The sequence below is a fragment of the Mesorhizobium sp. B2-3-4 genome, assembly GCF_006442315.1.
Lineage (GTDB): Bacteria > Pseudomonadota > Alphaproteobacteria > Rhizobiales > Rhizobiaceae > Mesorhizobium.
The window spans coordinates 144,231-167,509 of the sequence record NZ_VFVY01000005.1 but is presented as its reverse complement, the minus strand read 5'-3'; the positions used below and the strand labels follow the sequence as shown (position 1 = coordinate 167,509).

The following is a 23,279-nucleotide window of genomic DNA, read 5'->3' as shown; positions in this document are numbered from 1 at the left end:
ATGCAGTCCGTGCACATAATGAGCGCCTTTGACGAGGAACTGAAATATCTCTCCAAGCGCATCGCCGCGATGGGCGGCCATGCCGAGCGCATGGTCGAGCAGGCGGTCGCCGCCCTGGTCAATGCCGATCCGGGGCTGGCCCAGAAGGTCATTCGCGATGACGTCATGCTGGACGAGGGGCAGCGCGAGATCGACGACAAGGCGATCATCATCATCGCCAAGCGCCAGCCGATGGCGACGGATCTGCGCGAGATCGTCGGCGCCATCCGCATTTCGGCTGATCTCGAGCGGGTCGGCGACCTTGGCAAGAATGTCGCCAAGCGCGTGGTCGCGGTCATCGACGGCCGCCAGCCGACCAGCCTTTTCCGCGGCCTGGAAGCGCTGGCTAACCTCGCGTTGACCCAGCTCAAGGAAGTGCTCGACGTCTACGCGTCGCGTTCGGTCGACAAGATCGGCTTCGTACGCGACCGCGACGACCAGATCGATGCCATGTACACCTCGCTGTTTCGCGAATTGCTGACCTACATGATGGAAGATCCGCGCAACATCACGCCTTGCACGCATCTGCTCTTCTGCGCCAAGAACATCGAGCGCATCGGCGATCACGCCACCAACATCGCCGAGACCATCTACTACATCGTCACCGGCGACCAGATGCCGGCCGAGCGGCCGAAGGGCGACAAAACGGACAAGATCGGCCTTCCCGCGGCGCTGGCGGCGAAGTGAACGCACTTCCTCTCGAACGCTTGATCATATTGCGCTAAACTATTCCGAGATAAGCTTGTTGGTTCCCCCTGTTGGTTTCCTTGGGGAAGTCAATGCTTTCGGGAGGCTGCGATGGAATATGTCCGGGAGTTCAAACCCGCGCCGCCGACATCGGGCATCATCGCCTGCAGCGTCTATACCGCCGGGCGCCGCATCGCCGACATTCCGATCGAGGAAGCCGGCGAATGGGCCAAGAAATCCGGGCACGTCGTCTGGATCGGGCTGCTTGAACCCGACCGCGACCTTCTGCTGCGCGTCCAGGCGCAGTTCCATCTGCATGAACTGGCGATCGAGGATGCCGAGCACCCGCACCAGCGGCCGAAAATCGAGCAATATGGCGATGCGCTGTTCATCGTCGCCCGCACCGCGCAGCTGATCGACGGGCGCGTCACCTTCGGCGAGACGCATCTGTTCGTCGGCTCCGGCTATATCGTCAGCGTCAGGCACGGCCCCTCGACGTCCTATGCTGCCGTGCGCCAGCACTGGGAAAGCTGCCCGCACTCGCTGGCCAAGGGTGAGGATTTCGTTCTCTATGCCATTCTCGACTTCATCGTCGACAACTACATGCCCGTGCTCGAGCAGATCGAGGACGAGGTCGAAGCGATCGAGGATCGTGTGCTGTTGAAGCCGATGACCGGTCCCGATATCGAACGCCTTTACATGCTGCGCCGCGACCTGCTGCGCCTGCGCAACGCCGCACTGCCGCTGGTCGAGGTCTGTCGCCGGCTGACCAGCGCCGAGCTGCCGCAGATCCATTCAGCCATGCATCCCCTGTTCCGCGACGTGACGGATCATATCCGCACCGTCCAGGAGAAGATCGACAGCCTGCGCGAGGTGCTGGCCTTCGCCTTCGAAGCCAGCCTCCTGGTCGGTCAGAGCCAGGAAACGGCGATCTCCAAGAAGCTCGCCTCATGGGCGGCCATCCTGGCGGTGCCGACCGCCTTCGCCGGCATCTACGGCATGAACTTTACCGACATGCCGGAGCTGAAGATGGAATACGGCTACCCGATGGTGCTTGCCATCATCGCGCTGATCTGCTCGTTCCTGTACTGGCGGTTCAGGAAGAATGGGTGGCTGTGAAAGAGAGCGAGTAGGAATTAGTCAGTAGTGAAACAGCACTCTAGGTGCGGGATTTTCCTACTTCCTACTTCCTACTTCCTACTTCCTACTCCCTACTCCCTCTGCGCTCAGCGATTGCGCCGCCGCTCGGCCGCCGGCTGGAACGCCACGCGGGCATGGTATTTGCAGTAGGGACCGGTTTCGGCGGCTTCATTGCCGCAGAAATTGAAGTCCTCCGAAAGCGGATCGCCGTTCGGCCATTTGCAGGTGCGCTCGGTCAGTTCGACGAGCTGCAGATGCCGTGAGATCGGTACCACGACATTTTCGACCGGGCGGATGTAGTGCCGCGCCACGGGTTCGGCGTCGAACTGCGTCTGCAGGGCCGTCGCGCCGATCGACGTCGTGACATGACGTGCCGTGGTGGCTGCGCGCGCCACCGACTTCTGGACGGTCGAGCCTTGCGATGCCTTCTTCTGGCGCGCCGGCGTCGCCGTCGCACGGCCGCGGCCCGACAGCTTCAAACGGTGCACCTTGCCGATGACGGCGTTGCGGCTGACCCCTCCAAGCTGTGCGGCAATCTGGCTTGCGCTCAGACCCTCCGACCACAGCTTCCTTAAGAGTTCTACCCGCTCGTCAGTCCAGTTCATGAGACCGCGCTCCTGCTAAGCGTGCGGCAATCAGAATCCATTCCCGACCCAGCACCACTGCTGGGGCAGACACCACATATATCTGGTGATTAGGTCCGCCGCACGAAATCTAGTTATTTCTCGACTACAACTACCTTATGCGCTGACTCGGTGACAAGAGTCCCAAGTGCAACACGAATCGGTTTTTTCGGTTTTCCCCAACTTGCCCGCTCGCTCATGAGCCGGCGTCCCGTCAGGAGCCTTGCCGCGTGCCACTACGCGACGTTTTCGTTGACTTCATGACCGAAAAACACGATAAGCCGCAGAAGGCCGCCGCTTTGGCGGCTTTTTTGATTTTCCGGTACCGGAGACGCATATAATGAGCGGTTCGGCGCTTTACGAGACCTTTGCTCGCGCACCCCTGGTCTTCGACCGTGGGGAAGGCACTTGGCTGGTTACCGACAAGGGCGAGCGATATCTCGATTTTGCCGGTGGCATCGCCGTAAATTCGCTGGGCCACGGCCACCCGCATCTGGTTGCGGCGCTGACCGAACAGGCGGCGAAGCTCTGGCACGTCTCCAATCTCTACGAGATTCCGGGGCAGAGCCGGCTTGGCGAGCGGCTGGCTGACGCCACCTTCGCCGACAAGGTGTTCTTCACCAATTCGGGCGCCGAGGCGCTGGAATGCGCGATCAAGACGGCGCGGCGCTACCACTTCGTCAAGGGCCATCCCGAGCGCTTCCGCGTCATCACTTTCGAAGGCGCCTTCCATGGCCGCACGCTGGCGACCATCGCCGCAGGCGGCCAGTACAAATATCTCGAAGGCTTCGGACCGAAGGTCGAAGGCTTCGACCAGGTCGGCTTCGACGATATCGACGCCGCTGAAAAGGCGATCACGCCCGAGACCGCCGCGATCCTCATCGAGCCGGTGCAAGGCGAGGGCGGCATCCGCCCGGTGCCGGTACAGTCGCTGAAGCGGCTGCGTCAGCTTTGCGACCAGCACGGCCTGCTTCTGATCTACGATGAGGTCCAGTGCGGCATCGGCCGTACCGGCAAGCTCTTCGCGCATGAATGGTCCGGCGTGACGCCCGACATCATGGCCATCGCCAAGGGCATCGGCGGCGGCTTCCCGATGGGCGCCTGCCTGGCCACCGATGAGGCGGCCGTCGGCATGACCGCCGGCGTGCACGGCACCACATTCGGCGGCAATCCGCTGGCCATGGCGGTCGGCAACGCCGTGCTCGACGTCGTTTTGGAAGACGGTTTCCTCGAGGATGTCCAGCGCAAGGCGCTGCTGATGAAGCAGGGGCTTGCCGCGATAGCCGACGAATTCCCCGAGGTTGTCGAGGACATCCGGGGCACCGGGCTGATGCTCGGCCTCAAATGTGCCATGCCCAATGCCAAGGTGAACCTGGCGTTGCGTGACCAGCACCTGCTGGCGGTTCCGGCCGGCGACAACGTCATCCGCCTGTTGCCGCCGCTCACCGTCACGGACGCCGAGATCCACGAGGCGTTGGACCGTATTCGCGCCGGCGCCAAGGGCCTGTCGGAGGCGATCGCCTCCGCCGCCGCGAAGTAGTCCCGGAACCATTGCCGATGTCACCTCGCCATTTCACCGATCTTTCCGCCGTCTCCGAAGGCGACTTGCGCTTCATGCTCACCGACGCGGTGGCGCGCAAGGCGCGCCTCAAGGCGGGCGAGCGATCGAAGCCGCTGGAAGGCAAGGTGCTGGCGATGATCTTCGACAAGCCGTCGACGCGCACCCGTGTCTCCTTCGATGTCGGCATGCGCCAGCTTGGCGGCGAGACCATCATGCTGACCGGAACCGAGATGCAGCTCGGCCGTTCCGAGACCATTGCCGACACCGCCAAGGTGCTGTCGCGCTATGTCGACGCCATCATGATCCGCACCACCTCGCACGAGCGGCTGCTGGAGTTGACCGAGAACGCCACCGTTCCGGTAATCAATGGGCTGACCGACGATACGCACCCCTGCCAGCTGATGGCTGACATCATGACCTTCGAGGAACATCGCGGTCCGGTCGCCGGCAAGACCATCGCCTGGACCGGAGACGGCAACAATGTGTTGCATTCGCTGCTCGAAGCCTCGGCACGCTTCCGCTTCGACGTCAATATCGCGGTGCCGGAAGGCAGCGAACCGTTCGAGCGCTATGTCGACTGGTCCAAGGCCAATGGCGGCAGGATCAGGTTCGCCCGCTCGGCCGAGGAGGCCGTCGACCAGGTGGACTGCGTCGTCACCGACAGCTGGGTGTCGATGGGCCAGGAGCATCGAGCCCGCGGCCATAACGTATTCCTGCCCTATCAGGTCAACGCGGCGCTGATGGCCAGGGCAAAGCCCGACGCCCTGTTCATGCACTGCCTGCCGGCGCATCGCGGCGAGGAAGTCACCGACGAGGTCATCGACGGCCCGCATTCGGTCGTCTTCGACGAGGCCGAGAACCGCCTCCACGCCCAGAAGGCGGTGCTCGCCTGGTGCCTCGGTGCTTGAGGTGCCTTGGTGCTTGATGCGTCCGGGCGCTTGATCCGTGGGGGCGTGATGCCTATCTGCGCCCCATCACGCAAATCAAGCGCGTTTGGACGCATGCTCCCTTCAGGGCGGCATCGCCGCGCCCTGGAGCATTGTCATGTTGGAAACAAGTCAAGTGACTGAACATCACCCCAAACTCGGCGAGTTCGGCTACGCCGGCGACGATCACGTCGTTCCCTTCGAGGTCGGCCCGCTCGACGTGCGCGGCCGCACGGTCCAGCTCGGGCCGATGCTCGACGCCATCCTTGGCCGCCACGACTATCCCGAGCCGGTCGCCCGCCTGCTGGCGGAGGCCTGTGTGCTGACCGTGCTGCTTGGCACCTCGCTCAAGTTCGAAGGCAAGTTCATCCTGCAAACCCGCACCGACGGGCCTGTCGACATGCTGGTCGCGGATTTTTCCACGCCCTCGGCGCTGCGCGCCTATGCGCGTTTCGATCCGGACCGGCTCGAGGCGCTGGTCGCGGCGGGCGAGACGTCCCAGCAGACGCTGCTCGGCAGCGGCGTGCTGGCGCTGACCATAGACCAGGGTGCTCACACCCAGCGTTACCAGGGCATCGTCCAGCTTGACGGCGAGACGCTGGAAGACGCCGCGCGCACCTATTTCCGCCAGTCGGAACAGATCCCGACCGATATCAGGCTGTCGGTGGCCAAGCTTTTGACGCCAGCCCCCGGCGGCGCGCGCGAGCAGTGGCGTGCCGGCGGCATCCTGGCGCAGTTCCTGCCGCAGTCGCCGGAACGCACGCGCGTGCCCGATATTTCGGGTGGCGACGGCGATCCGCGCGACGACGTGCACGAGCCGGCCGACAATTCCTGGCAGGAACTGCTGGCCCTGCTCGGCACCATCGAGCCGACGGAATTGATCGATCCGACAGTTGGCGCCGAGCGGCTGCTCTACCGCTTGTTCCACGAGCATGGCGTGCGTGTCTTCGGCGGCGTGCCGGTGGCCGACCAGTGCTCCTGCTCGCGCGACAAGATCCGCGGCATTCTCGAAGGCTTTTCCGCCGAAGAGATCAGGGAAAGCACGCAGGACGGTGGCATCCACGTCGCCTGCGAGTTCTGCTCGACGCAGTACGACTTCGATCCGGCTGAGTTCGCGAAACAGTGATCCTTTTCCTTCTCCCCGTTTTCACGGGGAGAAGGCGCCCGGAGGGCGGATGAGGGACGGCGCGGATTTGCGCGGGTTGCCAGATTCCAATCGAAGGGGCTGCCACCACCAAGCCATCTGCCTTTCCCGACACTGCACGAGCTCACGCTTCCGGGAATTTTGCGCCAGGTTCACGTCCCGCCGGTGTGCGTCAGCTTCAGCATATCCGTGAACAGTGCGTGCCAATCAGTCTCGTTCAGGCCGATCAGGCCGAGTGCCTTGAGCAGGAAAGCGCCTTCGCCGGCGAGGAACGCGACGGCGATCTGGCGGTCCGCTGGTCTCGACAGGTCGAGCCTTGCCAGAAAGCCGTTATACCACTCCCGGCTTTCGGCCACCCGGTCTGGTGCCTCCAGCAGCGCCGTCATCATGACGGCGGAACGGGAGTGCTCTTCCTCGTCCTCATCCCTCGTCACCGAAAGATGCGCCCGGATCACCGATTGCGCCGACGGGGCGGGTCCGGCCTGTTTCATGAACTTGGTTTCGTAGGCATCAGCCCAGCGGGCGATCATCGCGCGGATCAGATTGTCCTTGGTGCCGAAGCAATATTGCACACCACTCTTGGTGATGCCGGCGGCTTTCGCCACGGCATCGAAGCTCAGCCCCGATGCGCCGAGTTCGGTCACCACCGTCTCGGCGGCGTCGAGGACCTTGTCGCGGTCGATGCTGCGCGGTCTTCCTGACATCAAGCCTCTTCCATTTGAATACGATCGTATTTATATGCGTGCCCGTGGCCGTTCAAGGCCACGATTGACTGTACGCTGAAGGAAGCCGTCATGTCCCTGTCCAACCGTTGGCTGGTTCTGGCCATCGTGTCGAGCGCGCTGTTCTTGATCGTCATCGACATGACGGTCCTCTACACCGCGCTTCCGACCCTGACGCACGACCTCAGGGCGACGGCGACCGAGAAGCTCTGGATCATCAACGCCTATCCGCTGGTGGTCGCGGGCCTGCTGCCGGGCGTCGGCACGCTGGGGGATAGACTCGGCCACAAGCGCATGTTCATCGCCGGCCTCGTCGTGTTCGGGCTGGCGTCGCTCTGCGCGGCCTTTTCGCCGACTCCGGCCTGGCTGATCGCCGCGCGTGCACTGCTCGCGGTCGGTGCCGCCATGATGATGCCGGCCACGCTGTCGCTGATCCGGCTGACCTTCACCGACGAGAAGGAGCGTGCATTCGCCATCGGTGTATGGGCGGCCGTGGCGTCCGGCGGCGCTGCGTTCGGACCGGTCGTCGGCGGCGCGCTGCTGGAGCATTTCTGGTGGGGCTCGGTCTTCCTGATCAATGTGCCGGTGGTGCTTGTCGCCCTGCTTGCCGGCATGACCCTGCTGCCCAACAGGCCGGGCAACAGCGATCATCCCTGGGATCTGATCGGCTCCCTTCAGGTCATGGTCGGTCTGATCGGCCTGACCTACGCCGTCAAGGAATTCGCCAAGCGCGATCCGTCCTGGCTGGCCGCGGCGCTCGCTTTTGCCGTCGGTCTCGTCGCCATGGTCGTCTTCGTGCGCCGCCAGCTTGCCAGCCGCACGCCGCTGATCGATTTTTCGCTTTTTGCCGATCCGCGCTTCTCGGCCGGCGTCGCGACGGCCGTGGTGGCGTCGGCTGCCTTGATCGGCGTCGAGCTGGTGTTCAGCCAGCGTCTGCAGCTCGTGCTCGGCCATTCGCCGCTGCAGGCCGGCCTGATCATCCTGCCGATACCGCTCGCCGCGTTCATCGCCGGCCCGCTCACCGGCCTGGCGCTGCCCCGGGTCGGAGCGGTGCGCGTTCTGTGGTCCTCGTTGCTGCTGGCCGGGGCGATGCTTGTCGCCTACCTGCTGGTCTATCGGGGCGAGACCTGGCTGTGGCTCGGCGCGCTGTCGCTGATGGGCTTCGGCTTCGGCGCGGCCATGACGGCTGCCTCCAGCGTCATCATGCTGTCCGCTCCGGAGGAAAGAGCAGGCATGGCGGCCTCCATCGAGGAAGTTTCCTTCGAGCTTGGCGGCGCGCTCGGCATTGCCTTTCTCGGCTCCCTGATGTCGGCGCTCTACACCCATGCCCTGGTGCTGCCGCGAGGGATCGCCGCGCAGGCGGGCGACAGCCTGGATGAGGCGCTGCTGATCGCCGAGCGCCTGGCGCCCGCGGATGGCGCGGCCTTGGCCGGCCTTGCGAGCACGGCATTCGACCACGCCTTTTTCGGCGTGATCGCAGCCGCTGCGGCACTGTTGATCCTCGTCAGCCTGGCTATCTGGCAGCGGACCGCGACGGCGTGACGTCGCCGCTTCGGGCCGTCTTGTCCCCGTCAACGGGAAGAAGGCTAAGCCGTGCCTAATTCACCGTCCGCTTCGTCCCCGGCAGGTCGAGTGAGAAAGCGGGAATCGCGATGTCGAACGTCTCGCCGCGCTTGTTGCGCATCGTGTAGCGCCCGACCATGATCCCGGACGGCGTCGAGAGCGGGCAGCCGGACGTATACTGATAGCTGTCGCCGGGATTGAGTTCCGGCTGGTCGCCGACAACGCCCGGCCCGCGCACTTCCTCGACGCGGCCCGCGCCGTCGGTGATGTGCCAGTAGCGCGACAGCAACTGCACGAACTCGTCCGACTGGTTGTCGATCGTTATCTGATAACCCCAGACATAGCGGTTCTCAGAGGGATCCGAGCGATCCTCGAGATAGAACGGCCTGACCTGCACTTCGATGTTGCGCGTCACGACGCGGTACATGAGCGGCTCCAAAACAAGTCCTACTTTTCGGCGCTCCCCGCGGGCGGGTCAACATGGGCGTCTTGTCGCGGCTGGCCTTCAAGCGCAGGTGCCGGCAAAGAATGTCATTTAAGTGACACACGACAATGGTGCTGTGCACGAACCGGGCGACTCGGCGCTCTGTCGAACTGTTGAAAACGGCCACGATGCGGGCCGCCTTTCCGGAGTGACCAGACCGCGATGGAACTCACCTTCATAGCCGCTTCGCTTTCGACCGCACTCATCCTTTCAAACGCCGCCAGCATTGGGCTCGCCGCTTCACAGCTGAAACCGCGTACCACGATCGCTCCGCCAGCCGGCAAGTCGCAACCGGTCTCGATCGTCGTTCCGTCGCGTGGCGTCGAGCCGTTCACGCATGAGACGCTCGAACGCGCCTTCGCGCTCTCCTGGCCACGCTACGAACTGATCTTCTGCGTCGCCCATGCCGATGATCCGGTGGTCAAACTGATAAACAGGGCGATTGCCCGGTTTCCCAAGGTGCCGGCCCGGCTGCTGATCGGTGACGACCGGGTCAGCGCCAATCCAAAGCTCAACAATTGCGTCAAGGGTTGGGAAGCGGCGCGCCACGACTGGGTCATCTTTGCCGATTCCAACGTCTTGATGCCGAGGGACTATGTCGAGCACATGATGGCGGCGTGGCGGTCCGACACCGGCCTTGTCTGCTCGACACCGATCGGTTCGCGGCCGGATGGCTTCTGGGCCGATGTCGAATGCGCCTTCCTCAACACGTTGCAGGCGCGCTGGCAGTATGCCGGGGAGGCGCTCGGCCTCGGCTTTGCCCAGGGCAAGAGCATGCTGTGGAACAAGCCGATGCTGGATGCCAATGGCGGCATTCGCGCGCTGGCCGCCGAGATCGCCGAGGACGCGGCCGCGACCAAGCTGGTGAACGGTCTCGGCCTGCGCGTCAATCTTGTGGCGGCACCCTTCGAGCAGCCGCTCGGCCGGCGCAGCCTTGCCGAGATCTGGTCGCGCCAGGCCCGTTGGGCGCGCCTGCGCCGCGTCACCTTTCCGCTGTTCTTCGCACCCGAGATCCTGACCGGTGCGGCGGTGCCTCTGGCGCTGGCGCTGCTTGCGGCGGCAAGCGCGGGCGTCAGCCTCTGGGCAACCGCGATGGCCGTGTTGGCTGCCTTCTACCTTCCAGAGTGCGCGCTCGCTCTGTCCAAAGGCTGGTACCTGTCGCCGCGCATGGTCGCGGCGATGATCGCGCGTGACGCAATGCTTCCGACCATCTGGGCACGCGGCTGGCTCGGCGGTGCCGTCGACTGGCGCGGCAACGCCATGACCATCCGCACCAAGGCGGCGGAGCTCGAGGAGACGCCGTCGAGCGCTTGATTCCGGAGCGCCATTCGATCTCGAAGATAATTATCGTATATACAGATATTATTGACTTGGTTTCAATTTTTGTGTATACATAATTTGCAGAACGCGGCGGCAGCGATGCTATTCGAGTGGGATGAAAACAAGGCGAAGACCAACAAGTCCAGGCATGGAGTGGACTTTGTGATCGCCCCGTCCTTCGATTTCGCCAATGCTCTTGTGAGGCTCGACGATAGCCAGGACTTTGGCGAGGATCGCCTTGTCGCAATCGGCCTGATTGGGGCTGGCGTCTATGTCATGGTTTATGTCGAGCCCACCACGCCATTCGCGTTATCTCGTTGCGTAAGGCCATAAGGCCGGAAATTAAGGACTATGTCGAAAACCTCTAAGACGATCGTACGTCGTGAGGCTACTGCGCCGGAACAGTCACGCGCCGATGCTTTGGCGCTGGCCAGCAAGGCGCTTGCAGCGATGACCGACGAAGAAGATGCCGCGGTCACCGCCGCGGCGAAGGCCGACCCGGATGCGCAGCCGACCGATGTCGTCTCGCGCCGCAAGGCTGGCCGGCCGCCGCTTGCGCGGCCCAAGCGTGCCGTGCAGTTGCGGCTCGACGCCGATGTTCTCGACCGTTTCAAGGCCGATGGCGATGGCTGGCAGACGCGCATGAACGACGCGCTGCGCAAGGCGGTGGGTTTGTAACTCTCCGCCCTGCCATCTGCTGCGGACAGCTATTTGGCCGCCTTCAACGCCTGCGCGATATCCTCCAGCAGGTCGTCGGTGTCTTCCAGGCCGACCGACAGCCTGAGCGTGCCAGGTCCGATGCCGAGTTCGGCGCGGGCCTCGTCGCTCAAATTCTTGTGCGTCGTCGTCGCCGGATGGGTGATCAGGCTCTTGGCGTCGCCGAGATTGTTCGAGATCAGCACGATGTCGAGGGCGTTCTGCAGGGCAAAGGCCGCCTGCTTGCCCCCCTTGACGTCAAGGCAGATCAGCGTCGAGCCGCCCGACATCTGCTTCTTGACGATAGCGGCCTGCGGGTGGTCGGCGCGGCCGGGATAGATGACGCGGGCGATCTGCGGCTGCTCGGCCAGGAAGTCGGCGATCTTGCCCGCGCTTTCGGTCTGCTGGCGCACGCGCACCGGCAGCGTCTCCAGGCCTTTGAGCAAGGTCCAGGCGTTGAACGGCGACAGGCTGGGCCCGGTGTGGCGGAAATAGTCGTGCAAATTCTCGTCGATCCACTTCTTGTCCGACAGGATGACGCCGCCCAGGCAGCGGCCCTGGCCGTCAATATGCTTGGTGGCGGAGTAGACCACGACATGCGCGCCAAGCTGCAACGGCTTCTGCTGCAGCGGCGTGGCGAAGACATTGTCGACGACGAGCCGCGCGCCGATCGAATTGGCGAGCGACGCGACAGCGGCGATGTCGACGACTTCCAGCGTCGGATTGGTCGGGCTTTCCAGGAAGAACAGCTTGGTGTTCGGCCGGACCGCCTTTTCCCAATTGGCGATGTCGGTGCCGTCGACCAAGGTGGCCTCGATGCCGTAGCGCGGCGCCAACGTCTCGACCACCCAGCGGCAGGAGCCGAACAGCGCGCGCGCCGCCACGATATGATCGCCCGCCTTGACGCTGCACAGGAGTGCCGCCGTCACCGCCGCCATGCCCGACGCCGTGGCGCGCGCGTCCTCGGCGCCTTCGAGCGCGCACATGCGCTTTTCGAACATGTCGACGGTCGGATTGGCATAGCGCGAATAGATGAAGCCCGGCTCCTCGCCCTTGAAGCGGGCTTCCGCCGCCTGGGCGCTCTCATAGACATAGCCCTGGGTGAGGTATATCGCCTCGGCGGTTTCGCCGAATTGGGAACGCAGGGTTCCGCCATGCACGAGTGCGGTTTGAGGCTTCCAGTTGCGCGTCTTGCTCGTCATCGTCCCTGTCCAAACACAAAAAAACCGGCCGCGAAAAGTCGCAACCGGTCCATACGGCCTTGCGGCCCGACGGTCCTTTAGCGACTTGTTTAACGTGGCTGCAAGCCGACCGGCCAAATCACCACGGGATAACGACCCTTTAGACCCGCGCCACGCTTGCGTCAATTGCCGGCTTCATTAAGAGGTTTGTACCAGGCAGGTTCCGCAAAAGTGTCCCACGGTTTTGCGGCGAGAACCTGCGGCAAGAAAATCGTCGCTAAGGAGCGAAGCCTTGCGGCAGACAGGCATTCTTCCCGATCAGGACATTTCGGCGCTGTTCCAGTCCGGCGCGCTGAAGTCGCCGCATGCGCTCGATGGCGACCAGATCCAGCCGGCGAGCCTTGACCTGAGGCTGGGCGACAAGGCGTTCCGCGTCCGCGCCTCCTTCCTGCCCGGTCCCGATCATCGAGTCGCCGACAAACTCGATCGGCTGAAGCTGCATGAGTTCAGCCTCGCCGATGGCGCGGTGCTGGAAACGGGCTGCGTCTACATCGTGCCGCTGCTCGAAAGCCTTGCGCTGCCCTCGAACGTGTCGGCTTCCGCCAACCCCAAGAGCTCGACCGGGCGGCTCGACATCTTCACCCGTGTCATGACCGATCGCGGTCACGAGTTCGACAAGATCGCCGCCGGCTATAACGGCCAGCTCTATCTCGAAGTCAGCCCACGCACCTTCCCGATCGTCGTGCGCACCGGTTCGCGCTTGTCGCAAATCCGCTTCCGCACCGGCAATGCGCTGCTGTCGGAGGCCGAACTGCATGAATTGCACGACGCGGAAATGCTGGTCGCCACCGATCCGCCCAACATTTCCGGCGGCGGCATCGCGCTCTCGATAGACCTCAATGGCGACAAGGACGGACTGGTGGGCTATCGCGGCAAGCACCACGCCGGCCTGGTCGATGTCGACAAGCGGGCCGCCCAGGACGTCGTCGATTTCTGGGAGCCGATCCACAAGAGCGGCGCCGGCGAGCTGGTGCTCGATCCGGACGAGTTCTACATCCTCGTCAGCCAAGAGGCGGTGCATGTGCCACCGCTCTACGCCGCCGAGATGACGCCCTTCGATCCACTGGTCGGCGAGTTCCGTGTCCACTATGCCGGCTTTTTCGACCCGGGTTTCGGGCATTCGGCGGCCGGCGGCACCGGCAGCCGGGCGGTGCTCGAAGTGCGCAGCCACGAAGTGCCCTTCATCCTCGACCACGGCCAGATCGTCGGCCGCCTGGTCTACGAGCACATGCTGAAGCGCCCGCAAGCGCTCTACGGCACGGACCTTGGCTCGAACTACCAGGCCCAGGGCCTGAAGCTCTCCAAGCATTTCCGCGCCGCGCGGTAATCCTCGTCGGTCGGGTCAGTGGCGGAAGAGACATTCTTCCGCCGCGGCAAGGCAGGAATGGAAATGGCCGATAAAGAGCAGCTCCCGCACGCTCAGGCGCTTCTTGCCCCAGAAGCCCTTGGTCTGCTTCATTTCATCGAGTGGAGAGCTTGAGCCCGCGCCCAATGGGAACAATTGCCTGTCAAGGCACCCAAGGACATGCGCTCTCGCGGAGTCGAGGCCGCAGTCCTGGCCGCTATCGTTCAGCGCGGTTGCGGGCAACGCGGATGTCATGCGATCCGCATTTCGCATGAGGAAGTCCATCTGGGTCTTGGAGTATCCGGTGGCCAGAAGACGGCTCGACATTGCCGACCGGGCTTCACGGTAGGTTTTTGGGCTGCATTTTCCAGCGGCGAAAGCGGTCGAGGAGAAGCAGGCGAACGCCAGCACCAAGCCTGTGGATGCTAGCCCCAGCCGGATGCGCTTCATTCCGTCCCCCGAACGTCCGCCCTATCCTACAGCGCTTTCACCGCTACCTTCACCGGCTTTTCGATCTCGAGCGGGTTGCGCAGCGGCAGCCCGAAATCGCCGGCCTCGATCTCGAACACGTCGCCGGCCTGCGTCGTGATGCCGTCGGCGAAGGACAGCGTGGCGGTGCCGAACATATGCACATGCACGTCGCCGGGCTGGCGGAAGGCCGAATATTTAAAGTGATGGTGTTCGAGATTGGCGATGGTGTGCGACATGTTCGTCTCGCCCGACAGGAACGGCTTCTCCCACAAAGTCTTGCCGTCGCGCATGATGCGCGACGTGCCGCGGATGTCCGAAGGCAGGTCTCCGATCAGGATCTCCGGTCCGAAGGAAGCGTTGCGCAGCTTGGAGTGGGCGAGGAAGAGATAGTTCACGCGCTCGGTCACATGGTCCGAGAATTCGTTTGACAAGGTGAAGCCGACGCGGAACGGCGCGCCGTCGTCGCCGATGACGTAGATCCCCGCGACCTCGGGTTCTTCGCCGGCGTCCTTGGCAAAGGCTGGCGACATGAGTGCCGCGCCAGGGGCGACCGCCATGGTGCCGTTGCCCTTGTAGAACCATTCCGGCTGCACACCGACCTGGCCTTTCGCGGGTTTGCCGCCTTCCAGCCCCATGCGGAACATCTTCATGGAATCGGTGAGCTGCTCCTCGCCGCCGTCGCTGAGCTTCTTGTGCATGGAATCGCGCGTCGCCGCCGAACCCAGATGCGTCAGCCCGGTGCCGGTCAGGTGCAGGTGCGCCGGATCGGGGTGATTGATCGGCGACAGGAGGCGGCCCCTCTTGTAGGCGGCCTCGAGATCGATCGTCTCGCCAAGCCCCTTGCGTTCGATCAGGGCGGTCAGGCCGACGCCGGTGCGGGCGGCCTCCATGGCCAGCGAATAGACGCTGCGCGCGCCATTGATGACACGGGTCTTGCCGCCGCTGCGGGCAACGACACGGATCGTCTCGGCGTCGTCGAGAATCTGCGAGATCAGCATGGTCAGTCCTCTCTCATTTATCTGTATCCGGCTGCCAATCGGCAAAATCCTCACCGGCGCGGCACGGGATGGCGCCACGGTTGAAACGCTTCGTCCGGATTGCGCTCGCGAGCCTGGTCCTTCCCCGGACTTCTTGGCGCCGACGGGCTGCCGGCAGCTTCGCGATCTAGAACCCGTATGCCTCCTGGAGCGGTTCAGCGTTTTGGTAGAACCGCCGACCCACTCTAACTCTTTGTTTCTTCGCAATTCCGGACGGAAAACCGCTACGCACTTTTCCTGAAATTGCTCTAGTCCTTGCGCCCAGCCCTTAAGCCTTGTTCTTGTTGTAGACGTCGAAGATGACGGCACCGAGCAGCACCAGTCCCTTGACCACCTGCTGCCAGTCGACATTTACGCCCATGATCGACATGCCGTTGTTCATCACGCCCATGATGAAGCCGCCGACCACCGCGCCGATCACCTGGCCGACGCCGCCCATTGCCGAGGCGCCGCCAATGAAGACGGCCGCGATCACGTCGAGCTCGCTGCCGAGGCCTGCGGCCGGCACGGCCTGGCCGAGACGCGCGGCGATGATCAGGCCGCCGAGCGCCGACAGAACGCCCATATTGACGAATACCCAGAGCGTCAGCCTTTCGGTATTGATACCCGACAACTGCGCCGCCTTGGCATTGCCGCCCATCGCATAGATGCGGCGGCCGATGGTCATGCGCTTGGTGACGAAGACGAACAGCGAGATCAGCACGCCCATCACCAGGAGCACGATCGGCAGGCCCCGATAGGTCGCGAACTGGAAGACCAGGAAGAGCGCCAGCGCGCTGCCCACCAGGGTCTTGATGACGAACAGCGTGAAAGGCTCTGCTTCATAACCATGAAGCTCGCGCTTGCGACGCGTCCTGAAGCCGAAATAGGCGTAGGCCAATACGGCGATCAGGCCGAGCACGACCGTCGTCATGTGCAGCGTCAGGCCGCTGCCCAGGATGGTCTTGCCGGCCGCGTTCACCGTCGGCGGGATCAGCGTTAGCGGGCCGATCACGTCGGGGATGAAGCCGGAACTCAGCGCCTTGAAACTGTCGGGGAGCGGGCCGACCGAGGAGCCGCCGCCAAGCAGCGCCTGGCAGATGCCGCGGAAGATCAGCATGCCGGCCAGCGTCACGATGAAACTGGGAATGCGGTGATAGGCGATCCAGTACCCTTGCGCCGCGCCGATAAGCCCGCCGACGATCAGGCAGACGATCGACACCACCAGCGGATTGCTGAATATGCCTAGCGGCCAGATGACCATCATCATCGCGGCAAGCGCGCCGATGAAACCGGCGACCGATCCCACACTGAGGTCGATATAGCCGGCGACGATGACCAGCAGCATGCCGAGCGCCATCACGATGATGAACGAGTTCTGCTGAACCAGATTGCTGAGGTTGACCGGTTTGAACAGCGTTCCCGACGTCGTGTACTGGAAGAACAGCATGATAACGATCAGCGCGATGATCAGGCCGTATTCGCGCAGGTTCGTCGTCAGTGCCGAGACGGCGACTCGGGGGCCCTGCTTGACGTCCTCCGCTGTGCCGCTTTGCGGTGCGGGAGCGCTGTCTGTGCTCATGATGCTTTTCCTTCTCCGCGAACAATGGCGCGCATGATTTTTTCCTGGCTGGCGTCACTTGCCGCCATCTCGCCGACGATGCGTCCTTCGTTCATGACATAGATCCGGTCGGTGATACCGAGCAGTTCCGGCATTTCCGACGAGATGACGATGATCGCCTTGCCCTCGGCGGCGAGGCGGGCGATGATTGTATAGATTTCGTACTTGGCACCGACGTCAATGCCGCGCGTAGGCTCGTCGAGGATCAGGACTTCCGGGTCGGCGAACAGCCATTTCGACAGCACCACCTTCTGCTGGTTGCCGCCCGAGAGATTGCCGGTCAGCTGATAGACGCTGGAGGCGCGGATATTGGTCTTCTTGCGATAGTCGTTGGCGACGCTCATTTCGCGCATGTCGTCGATGACGCCGCCACTGGAAACACCGCCGAGGTTGGCCAGCGTCACATTGTGCTTGATGTGGTCGATCAGGTTCAGCCCGTAGGTCTTGCGGTCCTCGGTGACATAGGCGATGCCGTTCTGCACGGCCTTGCCCACTGTCGACAGGTCGACCGGCTTGCCGTTGAGCAGCACCTCGCCACTGATGCGCCGGCCGTAGGAGCGACCGAACAGGCTCATGGCGAATTCGGTGCGGCCGGCGCCCATCAGCCCGGCGATGCCGACCACTTCGCCCTTGCGCACCTTGAGGTTGATGTTTTTGATCACTTGCCGTTCGGCATGGATGGGGTGGTAGACCGACCAGTCCCTGACTTCGAAAACGACATCACCGATGCGAGGTTCGCGCGGCGGGTAGCGGTCGTCGAGGGAGCGGCCGACCATCGAGGTGATGATCCGGTCCTCGCTGATCTCTTGTCTCGTCAATGTTTCGATCGTGCGCCCGTCGCGGATCACCGTCACCTTGTCGGCGACGCGGTTCACCTCGTTGAGCTTGTGGGAAATCAGGATCGAGGTCATGCCCTGCCGTTTGAACTCGAGCAGGAGGTCGAGCAACGCCTGGCTGTCCTTTTCGCTGAGCGATGCCGTCGGCTCGTCGAGGATCAGAAGCTTCACTTCCTTGCTCAGCGCCTTGGCGATTTCCACCAGCTGCTGCTTGCCGACGCCGATATGGGTGATCAGCGTCTTGGGGTCTTCCCTGAGCCCGACTTTCTTCAACAGCTCGGCCGTGCGGGCCTCGTTGGAATCCCAGTCTATGACGCCGTATCTGGCGCGCTCGTTGCCGAGGAAAATGTTTTCGGCGATCGACAGCATCGGCACCAGCGCAAGCTCCTGGTGGATGATGACGATGCCCTTGTGTTCGCTGTCATGGATGCCTTTGAAATGGCATTCCTGGCCCTGGAAAATGATCTGGCCATCATAGGTGCCGGAAGGATAGACGCCCGACAGCACCTTCATCAGTGTCGATTTTCCGGCGCCGTTCTCGCCGACCACCGCATGGATTTCGCCTTCCTCGACGCTGAGGTTGACGTTCGACAGCGCCTTCACGCCGGGGAACGTCTTGGTGATGTCGCGCATCTCCAAAATCGTCGAGGTCATCAGGCAAGCTCCTCCTAGACTTTCTTGCTTTTACGCAATTCCCGACGCAAAGCCGCCGCGCGCTTTTCCTGGAATTGCTCTAGGCCGGCACGAACAATACCGGGGTCGCTTGTGAACGAAAAGGGGCCCTGCGTTGCGCAGGACCCCTGTCCTTGTAGCCGGGATTACTTCAGGTCTTCGGCCTTGATGTAGCCGGAGTCGACGACCAGCGCCTGGTAGTTCGACTTGTCGACCTCATGCGGCGTCAGCAGGATCGAGGGAACCACCTTGACGTCGTTGTTGTAGGTCTTTTCATCGAGGCCTTCCGGCTTGCCGCCCGAGAGCACCTTGTCGACCAGCTGCACCGTGGCCTTGGCCAGTTCGCGGGTGTCCTTGAACACGGTCGAGTACTGCTCGCCCGAGATGATCAGCTTGACCGAGGCGGTCTCGGCGTCCTGGCCGGTCACGATCGGCCAGGGCTGTGCATCGGTGCCGTAACCGACGGCGCGCAGCGAGGCGGTGATGCCGCGCGACAGGCCGTCATAAGGCGACAGAACGCCATCGACGCGGCTGCCGTCCGAGTAGTTGGCCGAGAGCAGGTTGTCCATGCGCGCCTGGGCGGTGGCGGCGAGCCAGCGCAGCGTGCCGACCTTGTCCATGCCGGTCTGGCCGGACTTGATCTTGATCGAGCCGTCGTCGATCAGCGGCTGCAGGACCGAGATTGCGCCATTGTAGAAGAAGAAGGCGTTGTTGTCGTCGGGCGAACCGCCGAACAGTTCGACGTTCCACGGCTTGGTGTTCGGGAAACGCTCCTTGAGGCCCTTGACCAGGGAATTCGCCTGGATCACGCCGACGCCGAAATTGTCGAAGGTGGTGTAGTAGTCGACGTTCTTGGTCTTCTTGATCAGGCGGTCATAGGCGATGACGACGACGCCCGCATCGTTGGCCTTCTGCAGCGCATCCGACAGGGTGGTGCCGTCGATCGAGGCGATGATCAGCGCCTTCGGACCCTTGGTGATTTCGTTTTCCAGCTGGCTGAGCTGGTTGGGGATGTCGTCCTGCGCATATTGCAGATCGACCGTGTAGCCGAGCGCTTCGAGCTGGGACTTGACGGCGTCGCCGTCGTTGATCCAGCGCTGCGAAGTCTTGGTCGGCATCAGCACGCCGACGAGACCTTTGTCGGCCGCGTGCGCCTGATAGCTCATGGCGGCGATGCCAAGGGCCGCGACGGCGGCCAGCGTCTTGATGATCTTCACATTACTCTCCCTGGTTGATGGACGCGACACCTCGGGGCTTCGCGGGCCGCGCAGCCAGGCAGGAGCGCAAACGCGCCGCTGTCGGCTTTATCGATCTCCGGTATCCTCCCAATCGGCCCCGTGGCGCAGTTTCAATCGATACGATTTTGCTCGTTGCCGACCCCTGCGCCTCGGAACGCGCGAAGGGTGGGTCCCTTTGACATAACTGTCAAATGCGATCTCTGGTGGTTGCTATACCGAAACCGGTATGGTCTAGCATGCGGACAGGCACCGGCGGAAAGGTTGGAAGATCATGGCGGCGATGCGCGATCCCGATGCAATTCCAGTAAGTTACGAGAAGCTTCCGGTGGATGGGGAGACGCTGCTGCGCAGCGGCTTGAGCTTGCGCCATATGCGCATGATCGTCGCCCTGGACGATCACGGACGGGTGAGCGCCGCGGCCCAGGTCATGAACATCTCGCAGCCGGCCGCCTCGCGCATGATCGCGGAGATGGAGGCGGTGCTCGACGTGAGGTTGTGCGAGCGGCTGCCACGCGGCGTGACCCTCACCCCCTATGGCCAGGCACTTGCCAGGCGAGCCCGCTCGATCCTGCTCGAGATGCGCGAGGCCGACCGCGAGATTGCCGAACTCAAGGCCGGCAAGGGCGGCTCGGTGTTCCTCGGCGCCGTGACCGCGCCGGCGATCGAATTGGCCGTGCCGGCGATTCGCGAGATCCGCCGCATCTACCCGCGCATCGAGATCACCATGCAGGTCGAGACGTCGAACGTGCTCGCCCGTGAACTGATCGCCTCGCGCCACGACTTCATCATCGCCCGCATTCCCGACGACCTCAATCCGCGGCTTTTCGAATCGCGCGTCATCGGCGTCGAGAAGGCCTGCCTGATCGTGCGCCGCGGTCACCCGCTCGCCAGGGCGAATGTGGTCCGGCTGGAAGACACCGCTGCCTATGACTGGGTCTTCCAGTCGGGTGGTTCGCCTTTGCGCCAGGCGATGGAGAGCAATTTCCTGAACCGCAACATCGCGCTGCCGGACCGCATCTTGAACACCAGCTCGTTGCTGCTCACGCTGGTCATGGTCGCGCAATCCGATGCCATCGCGCCGGTGTCGGTGCAGGTGGCAAAATTCATCCAGAACCCGGACGGGCTTGCCGGCGCCATCGATGTCGTCCAGACCGAATTCGACATCGAGGTCAGGCCCTACAGCCTGATCACGGTCAAGAACCGGGTGCTGTCGCCGGCGGCCAAGATGCTGCATGATTTCATCTTGAGGGAGGTCGGTTGATGCGTGGCGGATGATTGCCGGCGGGTGAAGAGGTTGCCATCCGGTGTGGTGATCGGTTTACAATGGGCCGGCAGATCCAATGGGGAACAGGCGGGTGGGGCCGTGGAAGCGAACGTCGTCATTGTCGAGGATGATCCGCTCGTTGCCGCTCATGTTGGACGCGGCGTAGCTGCGCATGACGGCCTGTCGCTGGCGGCCACCGCCAGCACGCTGGCCGGAGCGCGTGCCCTGCTCGACGAGAAGGTGGACCTGTTCATTCTCGATCTTGGCCTTCCCGATGGAAGCGGGATCGAATTGATCGAGGAAATCCGCGCACGAAGCGATCTTGAGCCGAAAATACTCGTCCTCTCGGTGCTTGGCGATCAGGATACGGTGCTGGCGGCCGTGCTGGCGGGAGCGGACGGCTATCTGCTGAAAGACATCGACAGTCTCGATATCGGCCAGCAGGCCTGCGACGCGCTGACCGGCGGTGCGCCATTGTCGCCCAGCATCGCCGCCTATGTGCTGCGTCACTTGCGTCGGCAACGGGAAGACTCGAAACCGGATGACGCCGACCCGCCGCTATCACCGCGCGAAATCGAACTGCTCCAGCTTCTGGCGCGCGGCTACAGCAACCGGCAGGCGGCGGCCGAACTCGAAATATCGCCGTACACGATCGGCGATCATGTGAAATCGATCTACAGGAAGCTCAGGGTGAGCAATAGGGGCGAGGCCATGGCGCGCGCCTTTCGCAGCGGGCTGCTACGCCTGTGACCATCATGCCCCGGCTGACGGGATGGCGCCGCGCGCTGGCGATCATTCTGGGCGCGCAACTGCTGTTCTGGTGCGCCTATGCGCTCATCGTCGCCGCCCTGCAGCCCACGGGTACGCTGGACGAATACCGGTTGCCCGCAGGGCGTGCGCTGCTGGCCTCCGGGCAGGGCGAGGTGGGCGCCTACGCTGCCGGGCTTTCAGGGCCGGCCATGCTGCGTATCCCGGGCTGGCAGCCCGTGGTCCTGCATCCGGCGCAGGCGAGCCTGTTGTCGCGCGCGGAGACGCCGGCGGGAGATGCGTGGTCGCTCACCTGCCGGGAAGATCCCTGTCCCGAGGCCGCGGCAGCCTATGCAGGGCCTTTCGACCGCATGGACAGGGTGGCCGGTTGGGAAAAATTCCAGCGTTTCGACATGGTATGGCTGGTCGTTGTGACCGAACTGATGATGGGAGCAGCGCTGCTCGTCCTGCTGCCGGTCAACGGGTTTTCTCGGCTCCAGTGCATCACCGGCCTGCTGCTCGTCTGCGTGGGTGTCGACGCCTGGCTCACCACTTTCGGGGCGCGGAGCCTGCCCTATGTCTGGTTTCCGTTGCTTCGCTTCGGTGTGGAATATCTGATGTTGACGACGGCAGCGCTTGCCGTGAACGCCTTTGCCGACTGGCGGCCGCGCGAGGCATGGGTGGCCTGCGGCTGCTTTGTCGTCGCCTTCGTCATATTGCTTGGGACCATGATCGCCGGCGCTGATTTTGCGACAATCGTGCCTTGGCTCGATGCGACGGCCCTGACCTTGCTGCTGGGATATGGCGTTTTGGCCTTGCTGCGGATGGGACGCACAGCTCCGGGGCCGGCGATCCGGGTTCTGGCGATTTTGCTTGTCGCTCTCGCCTCGATCGGCTTCGACCTGTTTCTCCTGCCGCCGCCCACCGGTTTTGCCTTGCAGGCCTCGGTCCTCGCGCCGCCCTTGACCATGTTCGGCATCCTGTTTGAGATCGCGCTGCAGGGGCACAGGCTCAATCAGGAGGCGGAGGAGGCACGCAGCGATCTGGAACGTCAGGTGCTGGAGCAGGATGCGAGCCTGCTGCGCTCCTCGCGATTGTTGCGCCATCAGGAACGGTTGATCGCGATCGACGCGGAGCGTCAGCGTCTGCTGCGCGACATGCACGATGGGGTTGGCGGCGTCCTGACGCATCTTCTCCTCGATGTCCGCGAGAACAGGCTGACCCCGAGGGAAATCGAGCAGGGACTGCAGTCTTCGGTCGACGACCTGCGCAACATGGCCAGTGCAATCGACGCGGGCAACGAACCGATCGACGAGGCGCTGGCGATGTTCCAGGAGCGCATGGCAGGCCGCCTTGCCCGATCAGGCGTAGCCCTGGAGTATCGATGCACGCTCCCGACCCCCGCGCCGAGCCTCGACGTGCGGCGGCTGCTCAGCCTCTATCGGTTGTTGCAGGAGGGAATCGCCAACAGTTTGCGCCATGCTTCCGCGACAAGGATCGAACTCGCGATGAAGCCGGGTGACGATGGCGGCGTTCTTGTCACACTGTCGGACGATGGCGTGGGATTCGAGCCTGGGACAGCCGCCGGCGCCGCAGGCGAAGGACGGGGCCTTGCGAACATACGCCGTCGGGCCGACCAGATGGGCGGGAAAATAGCAATCGAAAGCGCGCCTGGCCGCGGCACGCAACTGACCTTGGCCATCCCGATCAACGCCGCTGGGCGAAAGGCCTGATTGCCGCCTCACAGGCGGCTGGCGCGGGGCGAGGGTGCCGTGCTTGGTGCCGGCCTCGGCCGACAGGAATGCCGGCAAGCGTGTTTTCAGGCTATCGGCCAAATGTCGAATTTACCATGATATTTTGCCTGTACCCCCTCGAACGCGGGATTGATGTGTCCGCCGCCCCGGCGGAAAAGATCATCGACGA

Annotated in this window: 22 protein-coding genes and 1 riboswitch; of the genes, 13 read left to right on the top strand and 9 right to left on the bottom strand. The window is 63.5% G+C overall.

The genetic code is table 11. The features are described from left to right. Both phoU and FJ967_RS10370 read left to right on the top strand, forming a co-directional pair. Nucleotides 1-726 carry a phosphate signaling complex protein PhoU gene (phoU, locus tag FJ967_RS10375; RefSeq protein ID WP_140731611.1) on the top strand — a complete coding sequence of 242 codons (726 nt, stop codon included), beginning with the start codon at nucleotides 1-3 and terminating at the stop codon, nucleotides 724-726. Between the two features lie 111 nt (nucleotides 727-837). Further along, nucleotides 838-1,845 (top strand): magnesium and cobalt transport protein CorA, encoded by a 1,008-nt coding sequence (locus FJ967_RS10370; RefSeq protein WP_140731610.1) that lies wholly within the window; start codon nucleotides 838-840, stop codon nucleotides 1,843-1,845. A gap of 107 nt (nucleotides 1,846-1,952) precedes the next feature. Here the strand turns inward: FJ967_RS10370 and FJ967_RS10365 are convergent, their stop codons facing one another. Beyond that, the gene (locus FJ967_RS10365) at nucleotides 1,953-2,471 is read right to left on the bottom strand and encodes a GcrA family cell cycle regulator (protein ID WP_127275610.1); all 519 of its coding nucleotides are present in this window, start codon (nucleotides 2,469-2,471) and stop codon (nucleotides 1,953-1,955) included. 358 nt (nucleotides 2,472-2,829) lie between these two features. On the opposite strand from FJ967_RS10365, the gene FJ967_RS10360 reads away from it, so the two are divergent. The 3 genes from FJ967_RS10360 (at nucleotide 2,830) to FJ967_RS10350 (ending at nucleotide 6,102) form a co-directional block, all read left to right on the top strand. Beyond that, nucleotides 2,830-4,029 carry an aspartate aminotransferase family protein gene (locus FJ967_RS10360; protein ID WP_140731609.1) on the top strand — a complete coding sequence of 400 codons (1,200 nt, stop codon included), beginning with the start codon at nucleotides 2,830-2,832 and terminating at the stop codon, nucleotides 4,027-4,029. A gap of 17 nt (nucleotides 4,030-4,046) precedes the next feature. Further along, a complete protein-coding gene (gene argF / locus FJ967_RS10355) occupies nucleotides 4,047-4,958 on the top strand; it encodes an ornithine carbamoyltransferase (protein WP_140731608.1) in 912 nt (303 codons plus the stop codon). Nucleotides 4,959-5,094: 136 nt separating this feature from the next. Further along, entirely contained in the window at nucleotides 5,095-6,102 is a 1,008-nt protein-coding gene (locus FJ967_RS10350) for an Hsp33 family molecular chaperone (protein ID WP_181175763.1), read from the top strand. Nucleotides 6,103-6,272: 170 nt separating this feature from the next. Here the strand turns inward: FJ967_RS10350 and FJ967_RS10345 are convergent, their stop codons facing one another. Beyond that, nucleotides 6,273-6,824: a TetR/AcrR family transcriptional regulator gene (locus tag FJ967_RS10345; RefSeq protein ID WP_140731607.1), complete on the bottom strand. Its 552-nt coding sequence runs from the start codon at nucleotides 6,822-6,824 to the stop codon at nucleotides 6,273-6,275. 90 nt (nucleotides 6,825-6,914) lie between these two features. Here FJ967_RS10345 and FJ967_RS10340 point away from each other — a divergent pair, with 90 nt between their 5' ends. Beyond that, entirely contained in the window at nucleotides 6,915-8,384 is a 1,470-nt protein-coding gene (locus tag FJ967_RS10340) for an MFS transporter (protein ID WP_140731606.1), read from the top strand. Nucleotides 8,385-8,439: 55 nt separating this feature from the next. Here FJ967_RS10340 and apaG read toward each other — a convergent pair whose 3' ends face one another. Further along, nucleotides 8,440-8,832, bottom strand: a complete 393-nt coding sequence (gene apaG, locus FJ967_RS10335; RefSeq protein ID WP_140731605.1) for a Co2+/Mg2+ efflux protein ApaG — start codon at nucleotides 8,830-8,832, stop codon at nucleotides 8,440-8,442. Between the two features lie 219 nt (nucleotides 8,833-9,051). Here apaG and FJ967_RS10330 point away from each other — a divergent pair, with 219 nt between their 5' ends. The 3 genes from FJ967_RS10330 to FJ967_RS10320 all read left to right on the top strand — a co-directional run bounded on the left by FJ967_RS10330 (nucleotide 9,052) and on the right by FJ967_RS10320 (nucleotide 10,887). Further along, a complete protein-coding gene (locus FJ967_RS10330) occupies nucleotides 9,052-10,203 on the top strand; it encodes a ceramide glucosyltransferase (RefSeq protein ID WP_140731604.1) in 1,152 nt (383 codons plus the stop codon). A 105-nt stretch (nucleotides 10,204-10,308) separates the two neighbouring features. Further along, nucleotides 10,309-10,542, top strand: a complete 234-nt coding sequence (locus FJ967_RS10325; protein WP_210243572.1) for a BrnT family toxin — start codon at nucleotides 10,309-10,311, stop codon at nucleotides 10,540-10,542. 18 nt (nucleotides 10,543-10,560) lie between these two features. Beyond that, nucleotides 10,561-10,887, top strand: a complete 327-nt coding sequence (locus FJ967_RS10320; protein WP_348643081.1) for a BrnA antitoxin family protein — start codon at nucleotides 10,561-10,563, stop codon at nucleotides 10,885-10,887. 29 nt (nucleotides 10,888-10,916) lie between these two features. Here the strand turns inward: FJ967_RS10320 and FJ967_RS10315 are convergent, their stop codons facing one another. Then, on the bottom strand, nucleotides 10,917-12,107 hold the full coding sequence (locus FJ967_RS10315; RefSeq protein WP_140731603.1) for an O-succinylhomoserine sulfhydrylase: 1,191 nt from the start codon (nucleotides 12,105-12,107) through the stop codon (nucleotides 10,917-10,919). A gap of 57 nt (nucleotides 12,108-12,164) precedes the next feature. Beyond that, nucleotides 12,165-12,242, bottom strand: a riboswitch (SAM riboswitch). A gap of 136 nt (nucleotides 12,243-12,378) precedes the next feature. Here FJ967_RS10315 and FJ967_RS10310 point away from each other — a divergent pair. Then, nucleotides 12,379-13,473 carry a 2'-deoxycytidine 5'-triphosphate deaminase gene (locus tag FJ967_RS10310; protein ID WP_140731602.1) on the top strand — a complete coding sequence of 365 codons (1,095 nt, stop codon included), beginning with the start codon at nucleotides 12,379-12,381 and terminating at the stop codon, nucleotides 13,471-13,473. 15 nt (nucleotides 13,474-13,488) lie between these two features. Here FJ967_RS10310 and FJ967_RS10305 read toward each other — a convergent pair whose 3' ends face one another. The 5 genes from FJ967_RS10305 to chvE all read right to left on the bottom strand — a co-directional run bounded on the left by FJ967_RS10305 (nucleotide 13,489) and on the right by chvE (nucleotide 19,324). Continuing rightward, a complete protein-coding gene (locus FJ967_RS10305) occupies nucleotides 13,489-13,941 on the bottom strand; it encodes a hypothetical protein (protein WP_140731601.1) in 453 nt (150 codons plus the stop codon). A 26-nt stretch (nucleotides 13,942-13,967) separates the two neighbouring features. Further along, nucleotides 13,968-14,960, bottom strand: a complete 993-nt coding sequence (gene araD1 / locus FJ967_RS10300; RefSeq protein ID WP_140731600.1) for an AraD1 family protein — start codon at nucleotides 14,958-14,960, stop codon at nucleotides 13,968-13,970. Between the two features lie 307 nt (nucleotides 14,961-15,267). Further along, on the bottom strand, nucleotides 15,268-16,560 hold the full coding sequence (gene mmsB, locus FJ967_RS10295; RefSeq protein WP_140731599.1) for a multiple monosaccharide ABC transporter permease: 1,293 nt from the start codon (nucleotides 16,558-16,560) through the stop codon (nucleotides 15,268-15,270). After that, the gene (gene mmsA, locus FJ967_RS10290) at nucleotides 16,557-18,089 is read right to left on the bottom strand and encodes a multiple monosaccharide ABC transporter ATP-binding protein (RefSeq protein WP_140731598.1); all 1,533 of its coding nucleotides are present in this window, start codon (nucleotides 18,087-18,089) and stop codon (nucleotides 16,557-16,559) included. Before mmsA ends, mmsB begins: the two co-directional genes overlap by 4 nt. 164 nt (nucleotides 18,090-18,253) lie before the next feature. Next, a complete protein-coding gene (chvE, locus tag FJ967_RS10285; protein ID WP_140731597.1) occupies nucleotides 18,254-19,324 on the bottom strand; it encodes a multiple monosaccharide ABC transporter substrate-binding protein in 1,071 nt (356 codons plus the stop codon). A 292-nt stretch (nucleotides 19,325-19,616) separates the two neighbouring features. On the opposite strand from chvE, the gene FJ967_RS10280 reads away from it, so the two are divergent. The 3 genes from FJ967_RS10280 (at nucleotide 19,617) to FJ967_RS10270 (ending at nucleotide 23,089) form a co-directional block, all read left to right on the top strand. After that, entirely contained in the window at nucleotides 19,617-20,606 is a 990-nt protein-coding gene (locus tag FJ967_RS10280) for a LysR family transcriptional regulator (RefSeq protein ID WP_140731596.1), read from the top strand. Between the two features lie 102 nt (nucleotides 20,607-20,708). Further along, nucleotides 20,709-21,359 (top strand): response regulator transcription factor, encoded by a 651-nt coding sequence (locus tag FJ967_RS10275; RefSeq protein ID WP_181175761.1) that lies wholly within the window; start codon nucleotides 20,709-20,711, stop codon nucleotides 21,357-21,359. A gap of 5 nt (nucleotides 21,360-21,364) precedes the next feature. After that, nucleotides 21,365-23,089: an ATP-binding protein gene (locus FJ967_RS10270; protein WP_246675247.1), complete on the top strand. Its 1,725-nt coding sequence runs from the start codon at nucleotides 21,365-21,367 to the stop codon at nucleotides 23,087-23,089. Nucleotides 23,090-23,279 lie beyond the last annotated feature (190 nt).